The sequence below is a fragment of the Streptomyces sp. NPDC025833 genome, assembly GCF_055558055.1.
Window position 1 is genome coordinate 38,676 of sequence record NZ_JBVHNF010000006.1, and the last position, 15,418, is coordinate 54,093.

13 protein-coding genes are annotated in these 15,418 nt (G+C 73.5%); 8 read left to right on the forward strand and 5 right to left on the reverse strand.

Translation table 11 applies throughout. The annotated features are described in order from the left end of the window. Nucleotides 1-51 precede the first annotated feature (51 nt). Nucleotides 52-843 carry a hypothetical protein gene (locus tag ACZ4K2_RS11630; RefSeq protein WP_467472905.1) on the reverse strand — a complete coding sequence of 264 codons (792 nt, stop codon included), beginning with the start codon at nucleotides 841-843 and terminating at the stop codon, nucleotides 52-54. Nucleotides 844-1,389: 546 nt separating this feature from the next. Between ACZ4K2_RS11630 and ACZ4K2_RS11635 the strand changes: the two genes are divergently transcribed. Together ACZ4K2_RS11635 and ACZ4K2_RS11640 are read left to right on the forward strand one after the other, a co-directional pair. Continuing rightward, nucleotides 1,390-2,073, forward strand: coding sequence for a transglycosylase family protein (locus ACZ4K2_RS11635; RefSeq protein ID WP_467472907.1), 684 nt, complete (start codon nucleotides 1,390-1,392; stop codon nucleotides 2,071-2,073). 459 nt (nucleotides 2,074-2,532) lie between these two features. Then, nucleotides 2,533-2,748, forward strand: coding sequence for an I78 family peptidase inhibitor (locus ACZ4K2_RS11640; RefSeq protein WP_467472908.1), 216 nt, complete (start codon nucleotides 2,533-2,535; stop codon nucleotides 2,746-2,748). A 129-nt stretch (nucleotides 2,749-2,877) separates the two neighbouring features. Here ACZ4K2_RS11640 and ACZ4K2_RS11645 read toward each other — a convergent pair whose 3' ends face one another. Both ACZ4K2_RS11645 and ACZ4K2_RS11650 read right to left on the reverse strand, forming a co-directional pair. Further along, nucleotides 2,878-3,909 (reverse strand): phosphatase PAP2 family protein, encoded by a 1,032-nt coding sequence (locus ACZ4K2_RS11645; protein ID WP_467472910.1) that lies wholly within the window; start codon nucleotides 3,907-3,909, stop codon nucleotides 2,878-2,880. 237 nt (nucleotides 3,910-4,146) lie between these two features. Further along, nucleotides 4,147-5,331 (reverse strand): hypothetical protein, encoded by a 1,185-nt coding sequence (locus ACZ4K2_RS11650; RefSeq protein WP_467472912.1) that lies wholly within the window; start codon nucleotides 5,329-5,331, stop codon nucleotides 4,147-4,149. 258 nt (nucleotides 5,332-5,589) lie between these two features. On the opposite strand from ACZ4K2_RS11650, the gene ACZ4K2_RS11655 reads away from it, so the two are divergent. Together ACZ4K2_RS11655 and ACZ4K2_RS11660 are read left to right on the forward strand one after the other, a co-directional pair. After that, entirely contained in the window at nucleotides 5,590-7,221 is a 1,632-nt protein-coding gene (locus ACZ4K2_RS11655) for an MFS transporter (protein WP_467472914.1), read from the forward strand. A gap of 101 nt (nucleotides 7,222-7,322) precedes the next feature. Then, the gene (locus ACZ4K2_RS11660) at nucleotides 7,323-8,513 is read left to right on the forward strand and encodes an acyl-CoA dehydrogenase family protein (protein ID WP_467472917.1); all 1,191 of its coding nucleotides are present in this window, start codon (nucleotides 7,323-7,325) and stop codon (nucleotides 8,511-8,513) included. A gap of 35 nt (nucleotides 8,514-8,548) precedes the next feature. Here the strand turns inward: ACZ4K2_RS11660 and ACZ4K2_RS11665 are convergent, their stop codons facing one another. After that, nucleotides 8,549-8,986 carry a cell division protein SepF gene (locus tag ACZ4K2_RS11665; protein WP_467472918.1) on the reverse strand — a complete coding sequence of 146 codons (438 nt, stop codon included), beginning with the start codon at nucleotides 8,984-8,986 and terminating at the stop codon, nucleotides 8,549-8,551. Nucleotides 8,987-9,252: 266 nt separating this feature from the next. On the opposite strand from ACZ4K2_RS11665, the gene ACZ4K2_RS11670 reads away from it, so the two are divergent. Continuing rightward, nucleotides 9,253-10,530, forward strand: coding sequence for a DUF5685 family protein (locus ACZ4K2_RS11670; RefSeq protein WP_467472920.1), 1,278 nt, complete (start codon nucleotides 9,253-9,255; stop codon nucleotides 10,528-10,530). Between the two features lie 6 nt (nucleotides 10,531-10,536). Here the strand turns inward: ACZ4K2_RS11670 and ACZ4K2_RS11675 are convergent, their stop codons facing one another. Next, on the reverse strand, nucleotides 10,537-11,481 hold the full coding sequence (locus ACZ4K2_RS11675; RefSeq protein WP_467472922.1) for an ABC transporter substrate-binding protein: 945 nt from the start codon (nucleotides 11,479-11,481) through the stop codon (nucleotides 10,537-10,539). A gap of 449 nt (nucleotides 11,482-11,930) precedes the next feature. Between ACZ4K2_RS11675 and ACZ4K2_RS11680 the strand changes: the two genes are divergently transcribed. From ACZ4K2_RS11680 to ACZ4K2_RS11690, 3 genes are read left to right on the forward strand one after another with little or no spacing between them, the layout of a single operon-like run. Next, nucleotides 11,931-12,788 (forward strand): amino acid ABC transporter permease, encoded by an 858-nt coding sequence (locus ACZ4K2_RS11680; RefSeq protein WP_467472924.1) that lies wholly within the window; start codon nucleotides 11,931-11,933, stop codon nucleotides 12,786-12,788. After that, nucleotides 12,785-14,545, forward strand: coding sequence for an FAD/NAD(P)-binding protein (locus tag ACZ4K2_RS11685; protein WP_467472926.1), 1,761 nt, complete (start codon nucleotides 12,785-12,787; stop codon nucleotides 14,543-14,545). The genes ACZ4K2_RS11680 and ACZ4K2_RS11685 overlap by 4 nt, the downstream gene beginning before the upstream one ends. Further along, nucleotides 14,542-15,303 carry an amino acid ABC transporter ATP-binding protein gene (locus ACZ4K2_RS11690; protein WP_467472927.1) on the forward strand — a complete coding sequence of 254 codons (762 nt, stop codon included), beginning with the start codon at nucleotides 14,542-14,544 and terminating at the stop codon, nucleotides 15,301-15,303. The genes ACZ4K2_RS11685 and ACZ4K2_RS11690 overlap by 4 nt, the downstream gene beginning before the upstream one ends. The last annotated feature ends 115 nt before the right edge of the window (nucleotides 15,304-15,418 follow it).

Genomic DNA, 15,418 nt, shown 5'->3' on the forward strand with positions numbered 1-15,418 from the left:
TCCAAACGACGGGGCTCGCAAAGGGATGCGGCCGACAGGGCCGCCCGGGGGTCAGGTACCGGCGAGCGGCAGGGCCGCGGCGACCAGCCGCCCGCCCGCCGCGGCCCGGTCCAGCGCGTCCCGCAGCAGGTCCTCCCGCGGCTGCCGGCCGATGGACCCGACCGGCGCCGCGAACATCAGCACCTGCTGGTGCTTGTTCGCCGCCGCCCGCCAGCCGTCCGTCACCTGGAGCGGCTGGTGCGCCTGCCACCAGGCCACCGGCTGGCCCCCGTGGCCGCCGGGCTGGAGCACCGCGTGCAACTGGCCCATGGCCAGCAGGACGGACCAGCCGTGCAGCACCGGGGGGACGGTGGTCAGCTCGGTCAGCGGCAGGAAGCCCTGTTCGACGAGGAGCGGGAGGAAGTCGTCGCCGGTCCCGAAGGTGCCCGGGCGGACGATCGGCGAGGTCGGTTCGACGACGAGCGCGGGGTGCAACTCGCCGTCGACCAGCACGAGTCCGCTGGTCACGCCCAGCACCGCCTGCTCGGGCGCGGCCCGGTGCGGTTCGCCGCCGGCCAGGTGGCCGCCGGCGGTGCCGATGGACCGGACGGCGCCCTGCAACTGCTCCTCCGTGACCTGGACGACCTGCGAGGGCAGGCAGCCGGCGTGGGCGAAGGCGAGGACCGCGGTCTCGTCGCCGACGAACAGGACGGTGCTGGTGCGTTCCTGCTCGGAGTCGCCCGGGGTGCGGCAGGAGGTGCAGTCGTAACTGCCCGGGGCGTTCTCTCCGGCGAGCAGCCGGTCGGCTTCTTCGTCGCCGATCTCGGCGCGTACGGCGTCGCTGACGTCGAGCATGCGCGGCACGGGTGGCTCCCTCGGGATGCGGTGCTGGGTCCGGCCGGGTGGCTCCCGGCCGATGAGCCCCCGGGGTCGCGGGCTCATGAAGAAGACAACGGGCGTCCTGTGGTGGTGGTCACGCCCCGGGGTGGACCGGTTCGAACCGCCCACCGCGCAGGGTCACCACGGGTGCGGTTTCCGCGACGCACCGTCAACTCGGCAGGAGCTACGGGAACTTGGGCGGGTGAGGTGGGTCACAGATCTCGCGGACGACCGGGGGAAAAATCGGTGAATGAGCCGATGTAGTGGGTGGCCTGAATTCGCCGCTACCAGCGGTAACAGGCAACTGGCCTGGAATGACACCGAGTTGGTTGATTCCGGCCGCCCGTCCTCCCTAGATTCCTCCGCCGTGTGCAACGAGCACCGCTCGGGTACGTCCGCCGGCCGGCACCAGGCAGAGCACGATCGCCGGAACCGGCCACGGTGGACGGGGGCGGGCGCGAGGAACCGCGGCCCTGCGCGGTGAGACGCGCTCCGCCCTGGGGGAGCCCGGGTTCGTGGAGAGGGAACTACATGTCCGAGTGTGCCGATACCACCCGCAAGACCGCCCGTCCCGACAGTGCCCGCAAGGGCCGCACCACGGCAGCGCTCGCCGGAGCCGCCCTGCTGGCCCCGCTGGGACTGCTGGCCGCGACCGGCAACGCCGCCGCGGCGGACAACGGAGTGTGGGACCGCATCGCCCAGTGCGAGAGCGGCGGCAACTGGCACATCAACACCGGCAACGGCTACTACGGCGGGCTCCAGTTCTCCGCCTCGACCTGGCGGGCGTACGGCGGCGCGTCCTACGCCCCGACGGCCGACCAGGCCTCCAGGAGCGCGCAGATCGCCGTCGCCACCAAGGTTCAGCAGTCCCAGGGCTGGGGCGCCTGGCCGGTCTGCTCCGGCCGGGCCGGAGCCTCGGGCGCCGCTCCGGCGGCGGACCACACCGGCTCCTCCAGTTCCTCCGGCTCCTCCGGTGCGTCGGCCCCGAGGAGCGGCGTGACGACGGAGTCCGCCCCGGAGAGGGCGCCGGAGCGCCCGGCGGCCGGCACCGGCCGCAGCGCCTCCCGCGGTGACTACACCGTCCGCGAGGGCGACACCCTGGGCACCATCGCCGCCGGCCACGGAACGAGCTGGCAGCGGATCTACACCGCCAACCGGGCCGTCATCGGCGACGACCCCGATCTGATCGTCCCGGGCCAGCGCCTCGCGCTCTGACGCGCCGGACCCGACGCGCGCCGGCAGCCGCCGTCCCCCACGGGGGGCGGCGGCTGCCCGCGTCCCCCGGCCGCCCGCGCGCCGCCCCCTGCCGGCACCCCCGTGCCACCGCGTTCGGCGGTCATGTGATGGAATTGTGAATTTCCCATGCGCCGTCAGTTGCCCGCACTGCGCGGGGGATTGCGGGGATTCGTGGGCCACGGCCGGTTCCGGTCCGGGCCGCGGCGCTTTCCGGCCCGAATTCGAAGGGGGCCGCCGGCACGCATTAATTTCGTTCGATTACCCCGGAAAGCCGCACGGAAACCCTCGTTCGTGTGACGGGTCCCGCGGCTCTCGGCCGAAGTCGTACCGGCCGAATCGGATCGGGAAGCCGTGGCGGAAGTGCGACGGGGCCCGATACGGTGCGTGCCCGGGGACGCCCGGCTTCCGTCGCGGCCGGATGCGGCCTAGCGTGGCCGCATGGCACCGATCCCCACTCCGCCCGCGGAGCCCCAGGACAGCCCGGACGGGTACGTCGGTCTCGACGCGGCGCACGCCGAGCGGCGCGCCCGCGAGCGCGGCTGGTCGACGGTACGGTCCTTGCCGCCGGGCGCGGTCATCACCATGGAGTACCGGGCCGGACGGCTGAACTTCGAGGTGCGGGACGGGCGGGTGGCCCGCTGCTGGAAGGGCTGACACCCGCTCGGACGGACCCCGCACGGCGCCCCGTACGGCGGAAGGCCCCGCTCCCCTCGTGGGGGAGCGGGGCCTCGTGCCGTGGCGCGGGGTGGGGGTGCGTACCGGCCCCCGCCGCCTCGGCTTCCGTCAGCCGCCGGTCAGGGGGCGGGCCGGCTGGGCCGTGCCGCCGCGCGGCACACGGTCGGCGTGCGGCGGGCGGCGGCTGCCCGCCGGGGTGACCGGGCGCTCCGAGCGGGCCGTGTGCGGTGCGGGCGCCAGGTGCACCAGGCCGCGCGAAGCCCGGGTCGAGGCGACGGGTTCGCGGACCGGGGCCGGGGCCGGCTGGTCCGCGGCGGTGGCGCGCCGTGTGAGCACGACCGGGGCGACCGGGACGGCGGGCCCGGGGGCGGGCCGGTCGCGACGGGCGCGCCAGCGGTCGCGCAGACCGAAGATCCATTCCTCCGTCCGGGCGATCAGCGGCTCGCACCAGGGCATGGCCAGCAGGATCAGCAGGCCCGCGGCCCAGCCCAGCAGCACGTCGCTCAGCCAGTGCGTACCGAGGTAGACGGTGGTGAGACCGACGCCGAGCGCGGTGACGGCCGAACCGGCGGAGAGCCAGCGGCGGGCCCGCGGGCCCGAGGCCAGGTAGGCCAGGATCCCCCACATGAGCACCGCGTTGGCGGTGTGGCCGCTGGGAAATATATCGCCGCCCCGGCCCATCTCGTTCGAGCCGATCACGGTGGCGTAGTGCGGGCCGAGCCGTCCCATCCCGTATTTGGCGGCCCCGACCGTGATGTTGAGCAGCAGCATCGCGGCGCCCAGGGTGAGCAGCGGCCGGATCGTGTGCTGCCGCCAGGAACGCCAGCCGAGCCAGGACGCGATCATCACCGAGGTGGGGCCGCGCTGACCCAGCACCACGTAGTAGTCGAGGAAGGCGTGGATCTGCGGCCACTGCTGGTAGGGCCGGAAGAACATGACCTGCCAGTCGAGCCGGACCAGCCAGGAGGTGGTGACCACGGCCCAGACGATCGCCACGTAGAAGGCCAGCGTCGCCGAGAACAGCACCACCCGGTGCCGGCTCATCGTCGGCACGTCGAGGTGGGCCGGCCGCTCCGGCTCACGGTCCAGTCTGGCGAACACCCGGTCCAGACGCCGGGTGAGGTTTCGTTCGGTACGCACCCAATCGACGTTACAGCGAGTGAGCTCTGTTCCCGGTCGGAACTGCTGCTTTGTGATGACGATGTGATGTGGGAAAGGTCTCAAGGGTGGCCCGAATTCCACGGATTCCGCAATCCGGTGAGAGTGTTCAGGTCAATTCCTTTGATCATGCCGGGTGTTGTTTATATCGCGCTTATGAATGCGTTAACCCGGGCCTGGCGTGGAATTCTCCGGGGCGTCATCGGCCGGACGGGTCGCTCACGGAGGACCGGAGCCGTTCAGCCAGAACGCCCCGTAGACCGCCGCCGCCCCCGCCAGACCGGCCGTGACCAGCACCGATCGGGAGGTGCGCGCCCCGGCGAGGGACCGGGCCAGGGGCAGCAGCACCGGGAAGGCCGGCAGCAGCAGCCGGGGCTTGGAGCCGAAGTAGCCCGACGCGCCCAGGGCGAGGGCGAGCACGACGCCCGTGTACACCAGCACTTCGACCGGCTGACGCTGCTGCACACAGGTGACGTACAGCCGGACGAGCAGCGCGACGCCGACGAGCAGCCCCAGTCCGGCCAGGGCGGCCGGGAACGACGTGAACCTGCCGGCCACGAAGCGGGCGAAGGCGTAGCCGCCGTCGAAGCCGTTGCGCCAGCCGGCCTGGACGTCCAGGTAGCCGAGCGGGCCCCGGCCGGTGTGCCGGCCGACCCACAGGACGTACCCGGCGGCGCCGAGCGGGGCCAGCAGCATGCCGAGCGCACGGCGGCTGCGGGGGGCGTACGGAGAGGGAAGCGCGCCCGGCGTGCGCTGAGCGCGCCGCTCTCGCCCGAACGAGACCACGCCCGCCGTCCACACCGCGGCGACCACCGCCGCCCCCACCGGCCGGGTCAGCCCCGCCAGCGCCGCCAGCGCCCCCGCGCTCACCCACCGTCCGGTCAGCACGGCGTACAGCGACCAGGCCGCCAGCGCCGTGAACAGCGACTCGCTGTACGCCATCGACTGCACGATCCCGACCGGCAGCACCGCCCACAGCAGCACGGCGCACACCCCGGCCCGGGCCCCGTGGAGCAGCTCCGCGACCGCGAAGATGCCCGCCGCCGCGGCGAGCGAGGCGGCCAGGCCGACCGCGAACCCGGCGTCCGCGTACGACAGCGGGGCGACCGCGTGCAGCAGCCGCTCCAGCCACGGCAGCAGCGGGAAGAACGCGAGGTCGGAGTGGACGTCCCCGTTCGGCAGCCGCACCTCGTGGCCGTAGCCCAGGTCGGCGACCCGGGCGTACCAGAGCGCGTCCCAGCGCGCGGTGAGCAGGGTGTGGGCGCTCTTTCCGCGCGCGGCGCTCCACCCGGCCAGCACCACCAGCCCCAGCGCGCGGACCGCCGCGTAGCCCAGGAGGGCCGGCACGGCTCGGCGCAGGAGCGGGGCGCGAGCCGGGACCACGCGCGTTTCAAGATCGGTCACGGGCTCGATTATCGGCCGGGCGGTGGAGCGGACCGGCCGCGGGGTCGCGGTCAAGGGGGGCGGACGTGGGGTACGCCACATGGGTTCCATCCTGCGTGTGAGAGGTCCGCCACGTGACCGTGCGGTGAACTCGCGTACGCTGACGAGTCACCCGCGAGGGTCCGCGCGGGCCGGGGAAACCGCTTGCCCCGGCCGTACGACGGGAGTCCCCACCCCGTCGGTCCGCCCCACGCGAGGGATCATCTGGGAGGTACGCACATGTCCGGGACGACCTCGGCCGCCCTGCGGCCGCGCCGACGGGCGGCCGGAGCCGGTGCGAACCGCTGGGTCGTCCTCGTCGTCCTCTGCGCCAGCCTGCTGCTCGTCGCCCTCGACGCGACCGTGCTCCACGTGGCGGTCCCCGCCGTCACCGAGGACCTCAGGCCCGGCGCCGTGGAACTGCTCTGGATCGTCGACGTCTACCCGCTGGTCTGCGCCTCGCTGCTCATCCTCTTCGGCACCCTCGGCGACCGGATCGGCCGCAGACGCGTCCTGCTGCTCGGCTACGGCCTGTTCGGGGTCGCCTCCGCCGTGGCGGCCTGCGCCCAGAGCGCCGGGACACTGATCCTCGCCCGCGCGCTGCTCGGCGTCGGCGGCGCGATGATCATGCCGGCCACCCTGTCGATCCTCCGCCAGGTCTTCCCCGACCGGCGCGAGCGCGCCCTCGCCATCGGCGTGTGGAGCGCGGTGGCGGCGGTCGGCGCCGCCGTCGGGCCGCTGCTCGGCGGCTTCCTGCTGGAGCACTTCTGGTGGGGTTCGGTCTTCCTGGTCAACATCCCGCTGATGCTGATCAGCCTTCCGGTGGGCCGGCTGCTGCTGCCCGAGTCGAAGGGCGACGGCAGCGGCCCCTGGGACCTGACCGGAGCGCTCATGGCGGCGGCCGGTCTCTTCGGCGTCGTCCTCGGCGTGCAGCGGATCGGCGGCGGGCAGAGCCCGGCCGGCCCCCTCACCCTGCTGCCGCTGGTGGCCGGCGCGGCCCTCCTCCACCTCTTCGTACGGCGCCAGCGGCTGCGCCGGCACCCGCTGGTGGACCTGCGGATGTTCCGCCGGCCCGCGTTCAGCACCTCGGTGGGCTGCATCGTGCTGGCCATGCTCGCGCTGGTCGGCCTGGAGCTGATCGCCGCCCAGTACCTGCAACTGGTGCTCGGTCTGTCCCCGCTGCAGACCGGCCTCAGGCTGCTGCCGCTGACGCTCGCGGCCATGGGGGCCGGACTGGCGGGCGCCCGCCTGCTGCGCCGCTTCGGGCCGCGCCGGATGGTGTGCGCCGGCTTCTGCCTGACGGCGGTGGCGGTGCTGGCCCTGACGGCGATGGGCGGCGACGACGACGCGCCACTGCTCCTGGCCGGCTTCGTGCTGCTGGGCTTCGGACTGGAGACGACGCTCTTCGGGGCGTACGAGTCGATGCTCAGCGAGGCCCCGGCCGACCGGGCCGGCGGCGCGGCGGCGATCGGCGAGACCTCCTACCAGCTCGGCGCGGGCATCGGCATCGCCCTGCTGGGCAGCGTGATGAACGCGGCCTACGCGCCGGGCCTGCGCTCGGTGCCCGGCGTCCCGCGGTCCGCGTCCCGGGCGGCGGGCCACTCGCTCGGCGAGGCGTACGAGGTCGCCGGCCGGCTCGGCGGAACCGCCGGGGCCGCGCTGCGCACGGCGGCGCGCGACTCCTTCGTGCACGGACTGCACGTGACGCTGCTGGTGAGCGCGGGCCTGCTGCTGCTGGGCGCGGTGCTGGCGCTGCGGCTGCCGGGGGTCATGCAGTGCGGCGCGGAGCCGGACGGCGGCGGGGTGGCGCTGCCGGCGCCCCGGGAGCCGGAGGCGAAGGCCGCGGCCGGGAAGCCGCGGGTCACCGCCTGATCACCTCTGGACGTGCGGGACACCGCACCGTAACGTCGCCCGGAGAGCCCTGACTAGCGCTGCTAGTTTCGCCGATGTCCCGTGTTCCGGAAGGGTGCCCCATGTCCGCGTCCGCGAAGCCGCCCCCGTTCGACGCCGCCGACCCGCTCGGCATCGACGACCTGCTGGAGCCGGAGGACCTGGCCGTCCGCGACACCGTCCGGAGCTGGGCCGCCGACCGGGTGCTGCCGTACGTCGCCGACTGGTACGAGAAGGGCGAGCTGCCCGGCATCCGCGACCTCGCGCGCGAACTGGGCTCGCTCGGCGCCCTCGGGATGTCCCTCACCGGGTACGGCTGCGCGGGCGCCACGGCCGTGCAGTACGGCCTGGCCTGCCTCGAACTGGAGGCGGCCGACTCCGGCATCCGGTCGCTGGTCTCCGTACAGGGCTCCCTCGCGATGTACGCCGTCCACCGCTTCGGCAGCGAGGAGCAGAAGCGGGAGTGGCTGCCGCGGATGGCCGCCGGCGAGGTGATCGGCTGCTTCGGGCTGACCGAGCCCGACCACGGCTCCGACCCCGCCTCCATGCGCACCCACGCCAGGCGGGACGGCGGCGACTGGGTGCTCGACGGGCGCAAGATGTGGATCACCAACGGCTCGGTCGCCGGGATGGCCGTCGTCTGGGCGCAGACCGAGGAGGGCGTCCGCGGCTTCGTGGTGCCCGCCGGCACCCCCGGCTTCTCGGCCCCGGAGATCAAGCACAAGTGGTCCCTGCGCGCCTCCGTCACCAGCGAACTCGTCATGGACGACGTACGGCTGCCCGGCACGGCCGTCCTCCCCGGGGTCACCGGGCTGCGCGGCCCGCTGGGCTGCCTGTCGCACGCCCGCTACGGCATCGTCTGGGGCGCGATGGGCGCCGCGCGCAGCAGCTTCGAGGCGGCCCTCGGCTACGCGAGGTCACGGGAGCAGTTCGGGCGGCCCATCGGCGGCTTCCAGCTCACCCAGGCCAAGCTCGCCGACATGGCCGTGGAACTGCACAAGGGCATCCTGCTCGCCCACCATCTGGGGCGGCGGATGGACGCCGGCCGGCTGCGCCCGGAGCAGATCAGCTTCGGCAAGCTCAACAACGTCCGCGAGGCCATCGAGATCTGCCGTACGGCGCGGACGATCCTCGGTGCCAACGGGATCTCCCTCGAATACCCCGTGATGCGGCACGCGACGAACCTGGAGTCGGTGCTCACCTACGAGGGCACCGTCGAGATGCACCAGCTCGTGCTGGGCAAGGCGCTCACCGGGCTCGACGCCTTCCGGTGAGCCCCGTCGGGGCAGGGCCGGTGAGCGGCCCTGCCTCAGCTCTGGTTGAAGAACCCGTCCGAGCGGTGCGCGGACGCCTCGCCGCTGATGATCTCGGTGTCGGCGGGGGTGAGCAGGAACACCCGGTTCGAGACGCGGTCGATCGAACCGCGCAGGCCGAAGATGAGCCCCGCCGCGAAGTCCACGACCCGCTTGGCGTCGCCGGGTTCCATGTTGGTGAGGTTCATGATGACCGGGACACCGTCCCGGAACAGCTCGCCGATGGCGCGGGCGTCCCGGAAGCTGTCCGGGGTGACCGTGCCGATCCGGCGGTCCTTCTCCTCGGCCGTGTCCGTGGCCACTCTGACCCGCGGGTCGGTGACCCAGGCGGTCCCGGACTCGGTCCCCTCGGAGTAGTCGTCGTCGTAGTAGCGCTCGTCATCGTTGTCGTCGACGAGGCCGAGCCATGCACTCGCCTTGCGTACCGATCCCATGGACGCCTCCTCTCACAGCTGTCCTTCTTGCTTTCCGCATCCCTATGGTCATCCATGATGCGGACGGCGCGCCAAGTGGATAGACGCCGCGCGGGGGGTTTGTGACGGTACTGGTGCACAGCGGATCCGTCGAGAGTCCTTGTGCCCCAAGGGTCGTGACTCATACGGCTGCTGACTGAGAGTGAAATATGATTGTACGCGGCGGACGGGTGACGCACGGTGCGTCCGGGTGAACGCCAACGTCGTATCACAGTACGGGGGATGCCGTGTTCGGAATCGTCAGGCCATGCTCGCACCGGCTCGGTGGGAGGCTGCGGGCCGACTGGATGGCTCACTTGTGCGGGCTCTGCCTGGCATTGCGCCGGGACCACGGTCAGCTCGCCCGGGTCGTGACGAACTACGACGGGCTGCTCGTCTCGGTCCTGACAGAGGCTCAGACCGGGGCGGTGAGCGGGGCGCGCCGCACGGCGGGGCCGTGCGCGCTGCGCGGCATGCGGACCGCGTCCGTCGCACAGGGTGAGGGCGCGCGCCTCGCCGCCGCCGTCTCGCTGGTGCTCGCCTCGGCCAAGGTCCGCGACCACGTCGCCGACCGGGACGGGCTGCTGGCCCGCAGGCCGGCCGCCGCGGCGGCGCGCCGGGTCGCCGCGAGCTGGGGCAGGGCGGGCGAGCGCGGCGGGGCGGCGGTCGGGTTCGACACCGCCGTCCTGGTCGACGCCGTCGACCGGCAGCTCGCCGTGGAGACCCTGGCCGGGCCCGGCACACCGCTCCTGACGGTCACCGAGCCGACCGAGACCGCGACCGCCGCGGCCTTCGCGCACACCGCCGTGCTGGCCGACCGGCCGGGCAACGCCGAGCCGCTCGCGGAGGCCGGGCGGCTCTTCGGGCGGCTCGCCCACCTGCTGGACGCCGTGGAGGACCGGCGAAGCGACGCCCTGTCCGGGGCCTGGAACCCGCTCACCGCCACCGGCACCCCCCTCACCGAGGCGCGCCGGCTCGCCGACGACGCCCTGCACGGCATCCGGCTCGCCCTGCGGGAGGCCGAGTTCCGCGACGGCGGGCTCGTCCACCTCCTGCTCGTGCACGAACTGCGGCGCTCGGTGGACCGGGCGTTCGGCACCGCGCCGGCGTGCTCGGCGCACCAGCCGGGCGCGCCGCAGGGGCCGTACGGCGCCGGGGTCCCGCAGGGGCCGTACGCCGGCGGCACCCCGTACGGCACCGGCGCCCCGCACGCGGGCGGCAACCCCTACGCGGGGGGCGGCCACCCCGGCGGGGACGGCGGTTTCGGCGGGGGCGGGGGCGGCTTCGGGGGACAGTTCGGACCCCCCGAGCCCGCCAAGGGCAGACGCGGTTTCTGGGCGGGCTGCGGCGTGTTCCTCACGCTGTTCTGCTCCTGCAGGATGTGCTGCGCGGAGGAGTACGAGGGCCCCTGGTCCCGGAAGAAGCGCAACGGCTGCTGCCAGTGGTGCGACTGCTGCTCCTGCCCCGGCGGCGGCTGCGGCGGCTGCGAGGGCTGTGAGTGCTGCTGCCCCTGCGACGGCTGCTGACGGTCCCTAATTCCTCAGCTCCGGCGGGCTGATACGGGACTCCTTGATCGCCGATCCGGTCGTGCCCCACTTCTGGAGAATGCGTTCGTAGGTGCCGTCGGAGAGCAGCTTGTTGACCGCCGCCCGGAACGCCGGTGCCAGATCCGTGCCCTTCTTGAACGCGAAACCGACGTCCAGGCGGTGGTATTCGTTGAGGAACTTCAGGCCCTTCTGGTGTGCCACGGCGTAGCGCAGTCCGTTGATCGTGGACATCACCACGTCACTGCGGCCCTGCTGGAGCGAGGACCACAGCGCGCTCTCCTCGCCGTACGTCTGCACCTGGTACGCCTTCTCGCCCGCGTCGGCGCAGACGTGCGTGTTCTGCTCCAGGGTGGCCTCGAACGTCGTGCCGGCGGTGGTCGCGACGTTCAGGCCGCACAGCTGCCGCAGGTCGGTGATCTTCGACAACTCACTGTCCCGGCGGGTGGCGAAGCCCTGCCCGTCGTTGACGTAGGTGACGAAGTCGATCGTCCTGCGCCGCTCGTCCGTGACCCCGAAGTTGCTCGCGCCGACGTCGTACTTGCCGCTGTCCAGGGCGGGCAGGATCGCCTCGAAGCTCGCCTTCTCCATCTTCAGGCGGACGCCGAGCACCCGGGCGACCGCCTTGGTGAAGTCCACGTCCTGGCCGGTCAGCGTGGTGCCGTCGGCGAGGTAGGTGGTGCCGGGCGGAGTACCGCCCACGCTGACCGCGACGGTGAGGCTCGTGGTGCCGGCGGGCAGCAGCCCCGCCGCGGCGGGGTCCTCGCGCACGGCCGAGACGACGTCCGCGGTGGGCACGTCGGCGTTCTTCGCCGCCGCGTTCACGGCGTCCCCGCCGCCCCCGCCGGAGCCGGATCCGCAGGAGGTCAGCAGGAGTGTGGCCGCCGTGACGGCGGTGAAGGGCAGGAGTGATCGGTAAAAGGGCGTACGCATCGTACGGAGGTCTCCAGAGGCGGAAGAAAGTGCGAAGGCGCGAGGGGAGGGGAGAGGCGCGTGTGAAGGCTGCGGAGAACAGCGGGGAACGCGAGAAGGCCCGCCGCTGGGGCGGGCACGCAGGGGGGTCAGCTCAACAGGAGGAGGACCACACGCGACCGAAGTCGATGTGGGAGCGGGTGACCAGCCACGGCTGCGGATGCATGGGGCAAGTGGAACAGGCATACGGTTCCACGTCAACCGACTTGAGACGTACGGCTCACAGTACGGACAGCCTTGACAGCGTGGGGAAACGCCCCCGTACTCTCTGTGCACGGCCCTGCTGAGGGGCTCGGCCGTGCCCGCGCCGCCAGGCGCGCCCCGTGTGAAGGCACCACCCCGTATCGACGACCGTCCCCGGCCCCGGCTCCGTCCGAACCAGGGGACCCCCACCGTCACGGAGCCCTCGCATGTCATCCGACACCCTCGCCAAGAGCCCCGCCGCGGCCGGGACCTCCGGCCCCGCGGACGTCTCGCGGATCGTCCCGCAGCGCCGCTATGGCCAGTGGGCGGCGGCCGTCGCCGTCCTCGTGCTGCTCGGCCTCGCCGTCAACTCCGTCCTGCGCAACGAGGCGTTCCAATGGGACGTCGTCGCCGACTACTTCACCTCGGACTCGGTCCTGCGCGGACTGTGGCTCACCCTGTGGCTGACCGCAGTGGTGATGGTCCTCGGCTTCGCCCTCGGCACCCTGCTCGCCGCCTTCCGGCTCTCCGCCAACCCCGTGCTGCGCGCGGTCGGCTGGGGGTACGTGTGGCTGTTCCGTTCCATACCGATCCTGGTCCAGCTCCTGCTCTGGTTCAACATCGGGGCGCTGTACCCGCAGGTGCTCGGCGTGCGGACCGTCGACCTGCTCAGCCCGGTCGCCGTCGCCGTCATCGGCCTCACCCTGCACGAGGCCGCCTACGCCGCCGAGGTCGTCCGGGGCGGCATCCTCTCCGTCGACCGGGGACAGATCGAGGCCGCCCAGGCGCTCGGCCTGAGCCGGTGGCGGCGCTGGTGGCGGATCGTGCTGCCGCAGGCCATGCGCGCCATCGTGCCGCCCGCCGGCAACATGCTGATCGGCACCCTCAAGGGCACCTCGATCGTCAGCATCATCGCCGTGAACGACCTGCTGTTCTCCACCCAGTTGGTCTACCACCGCACGTACCAGGTGATCCCGCTGCTGATGGTCGCCACCCTCTGGTACGCCGTCGTCACCTCCCTGCTCGGCGTCGGCCAGGTCTTCGTCGAGAAGCACTACGCGCGCGGCACGGGGAACGCCCGATGAGGGCGCAACTGGTGATCGTGGGAGCCGGGCCGCGGGGGACCGGTGTCCTGGAACGCCTCGCCGCCAACGCGCCCGGGCTGTACGCCGGTCCGGGCCTCGACATCCACCTGGTCGACCCCCATCCGCCGGGCGGCGGACGCATCTGGCGGCAGGAGCAGTCGCCGCTGCTGTGGATGAACTCGCACGCCGAGGACGTCACCATGTTCACCGACGAGACGGTGACCATGGCCGGCCCGGTGCGCGAGGGCCCCACCCTGCACCAGTGGGCCGGGCTGGACGGCCGCACCTTCGCGGACCGGCAGGTGCAGGGCCGCTACCTGCGCTGGGTGTACGAGCGGGCGCTGGCCGAGCTGCCCCCGAACGTCACCGTCCACCACCACCCGCGGCGCGCCCTGCGGGTCGGCGGCCCGCGCGAGGGCCGCCAGCAGGTGTGGCTGGAGGGCCGCCCGCGCCCGCTCCTCGCCGACCTGGTGATCCTCACCGTGGGCCACCTGGACGCCGAACCGGACGCCGAGCAGGCCGGGTTGGCCGCCCACGCCCGCGAGCACGGCCTGGTGCACCTGCCGCCCGACTTCACCGCCGACAGCGACCTCTCCGCGCTGGAGGCCGGCGAACCCGTCCTCGTCCGCGGCTTCGGACTGGCCTTCGTCGACCTGATGGTGCTGCTCACCGAGGGCCGCGGCGGGCGCTACGAGGACGGCCGGTACCTCCCCTCGGGGCGGGAGCCGGTGCTGTACGTCGGCTCGCGGCGCGGAGTGCCGTACCACTCGAAGATCGGCTACGACTGGACCGGCGAGCGACCGCCGCTGCCCCGCTTCCTCGGCCCCGCCGAGATCGACGGCCTGCTGGCCCGGCCCGGGGGCTTCGACTTCCGGCGCGACGTGTGGCCGCTGGCCGAGAAGGAGCTGGGCTTCGCCCACTACCACCGGCTCTTCACCGCCCACCCCGGCCGGACGGCGATGGCCTGGGCCGACTTCGAGGAGAAGTACGCGGCGGCCGACGGCCCGGCCGAGCTGCGGGCACTGGTCGCCGCGGCCGTGCCCGACCCGGCCGACCGGCTCGACCTGGCCGCGCTCGACCGCCCGCTGGACGGGGTGCGCTACGCCGGGCACGACGAACTCCAGCACGGGCTCCGGTCGTACATCGAGGCCGACCTCAGACGCCGTCACGATCCCGCGCACAGCCCCGACCTGGCCGTCTTCCTCGCGCTGCTCTCCGTCTACGGGCAGTTGACGCGGCTCGCGGAGACCGGGACCCGGTGGCACGGGTTCTTCAGCTACCTGGCGTCCGGCCCGCCCGGGCCCCGGCTGCGGCAGATGCTCGCGCTGTCCCGGGCCGGCGTCCTGCGGTTCGTCGGCGCCGACATGGCCGTCACCGCCGGGGACGGGGTGTTCCGGGCCACCAGCCCCACCGTGCCGGGCCACGCCGTCGAGGCCCGCGCGCTGGTGGAGGCCCGGCTGCCCGAGCCGACCCTCGGCCGGACCCGCGACGACCTGCTGCGCGAACTGCACGCCGACGGCGCCACCGAGACCCCCGACGGGCTGCTCCGGGTCGACCCCGGCGACGGCCGGATCCTCGACCGCGCCGGGCGGCCGCACCCGCGGCGCTTCGCCCTCGGCCCGTTCACCGACGCCCGCACCCCCGGCGCGTTCACCCGCCCGCGCACCGGCGGCCTCGCGTTCCGGCAGAACGACGCGGCCGCCCGGGCGGTGCTGTCCTTCCTGAGCGCCTCACATGTAAAGGAACCCGCGCGATGAGCGTCATGGTCGACATCCGGTCCGTGCACAAGAGCTTCGGCCCGCTCGACGTCCTCAGGGGCGTCGACCTCCAGGTGCGCGCCGGTGAGGTCACCGTCGTGCTCGGCCCCTCCGGCTCCGGCAAGTCCACGCTGCTGCGCACCGTCAACCACCTGGAGAAGGTGGACCGGGGCGAGATCAGCGTGGACGGCGCGCTGATGGGGTACCGGCGGTCCGGCGACAAGCTGTACGAGCTGCCCGAGCGCCAGGTGCTGCGGCAGCGCACCCGCATCGGCTTCGTCTTCCAGAACTTCCACCTCTTCCCGCACCTCACCGTCCTCGACAACATCGTCGAGGCGCCGGTGTCCGCGCTGAAGCGGCCCCGGGCCGAGGCCGTGGAACACGCGCACCGGCTGCTCGCCCGGGTGGGGCTCGCCGACCGGGCCGGCGCCTACCCCCGGCAACTGTCCGGCGGCCAGCAGCAGCGGGTCGCGATCGCCCGGGCGCTCGCGCTGGAACCGAAGCTGCTGCTGTTCGATGAGCCGACGTCCGCGCTCGACCCCGAGCTGGTGGGGGAGGTGCTGGACGTCATCCGGGACCTGGCCGCGCAGGGCACGACGATGATCGTCGTCACGCACGAGATCGCGTTCGCCCGGGAGATCGCCGACACCGTGGTGTTCATGGCCGACGGGCGGATCGTGGAGCAGGGGCCGCCGGAGGAGGTGCTGGGCGCGCCGCGCGAGGAGCGGACCCGGGCCTTCCTGGCGAAGGTGCTGTGAGGGGCGCGGCGGCCGCGGCCCCGGTGCGCGGCGGGTCCGGCGGCCGGGGCGCGTGGCGGTGCGGTGGGTCCGGCGGCCGGGGTGCGTGGCGGTGCGGTGGCGGCCCGCCGTGGCG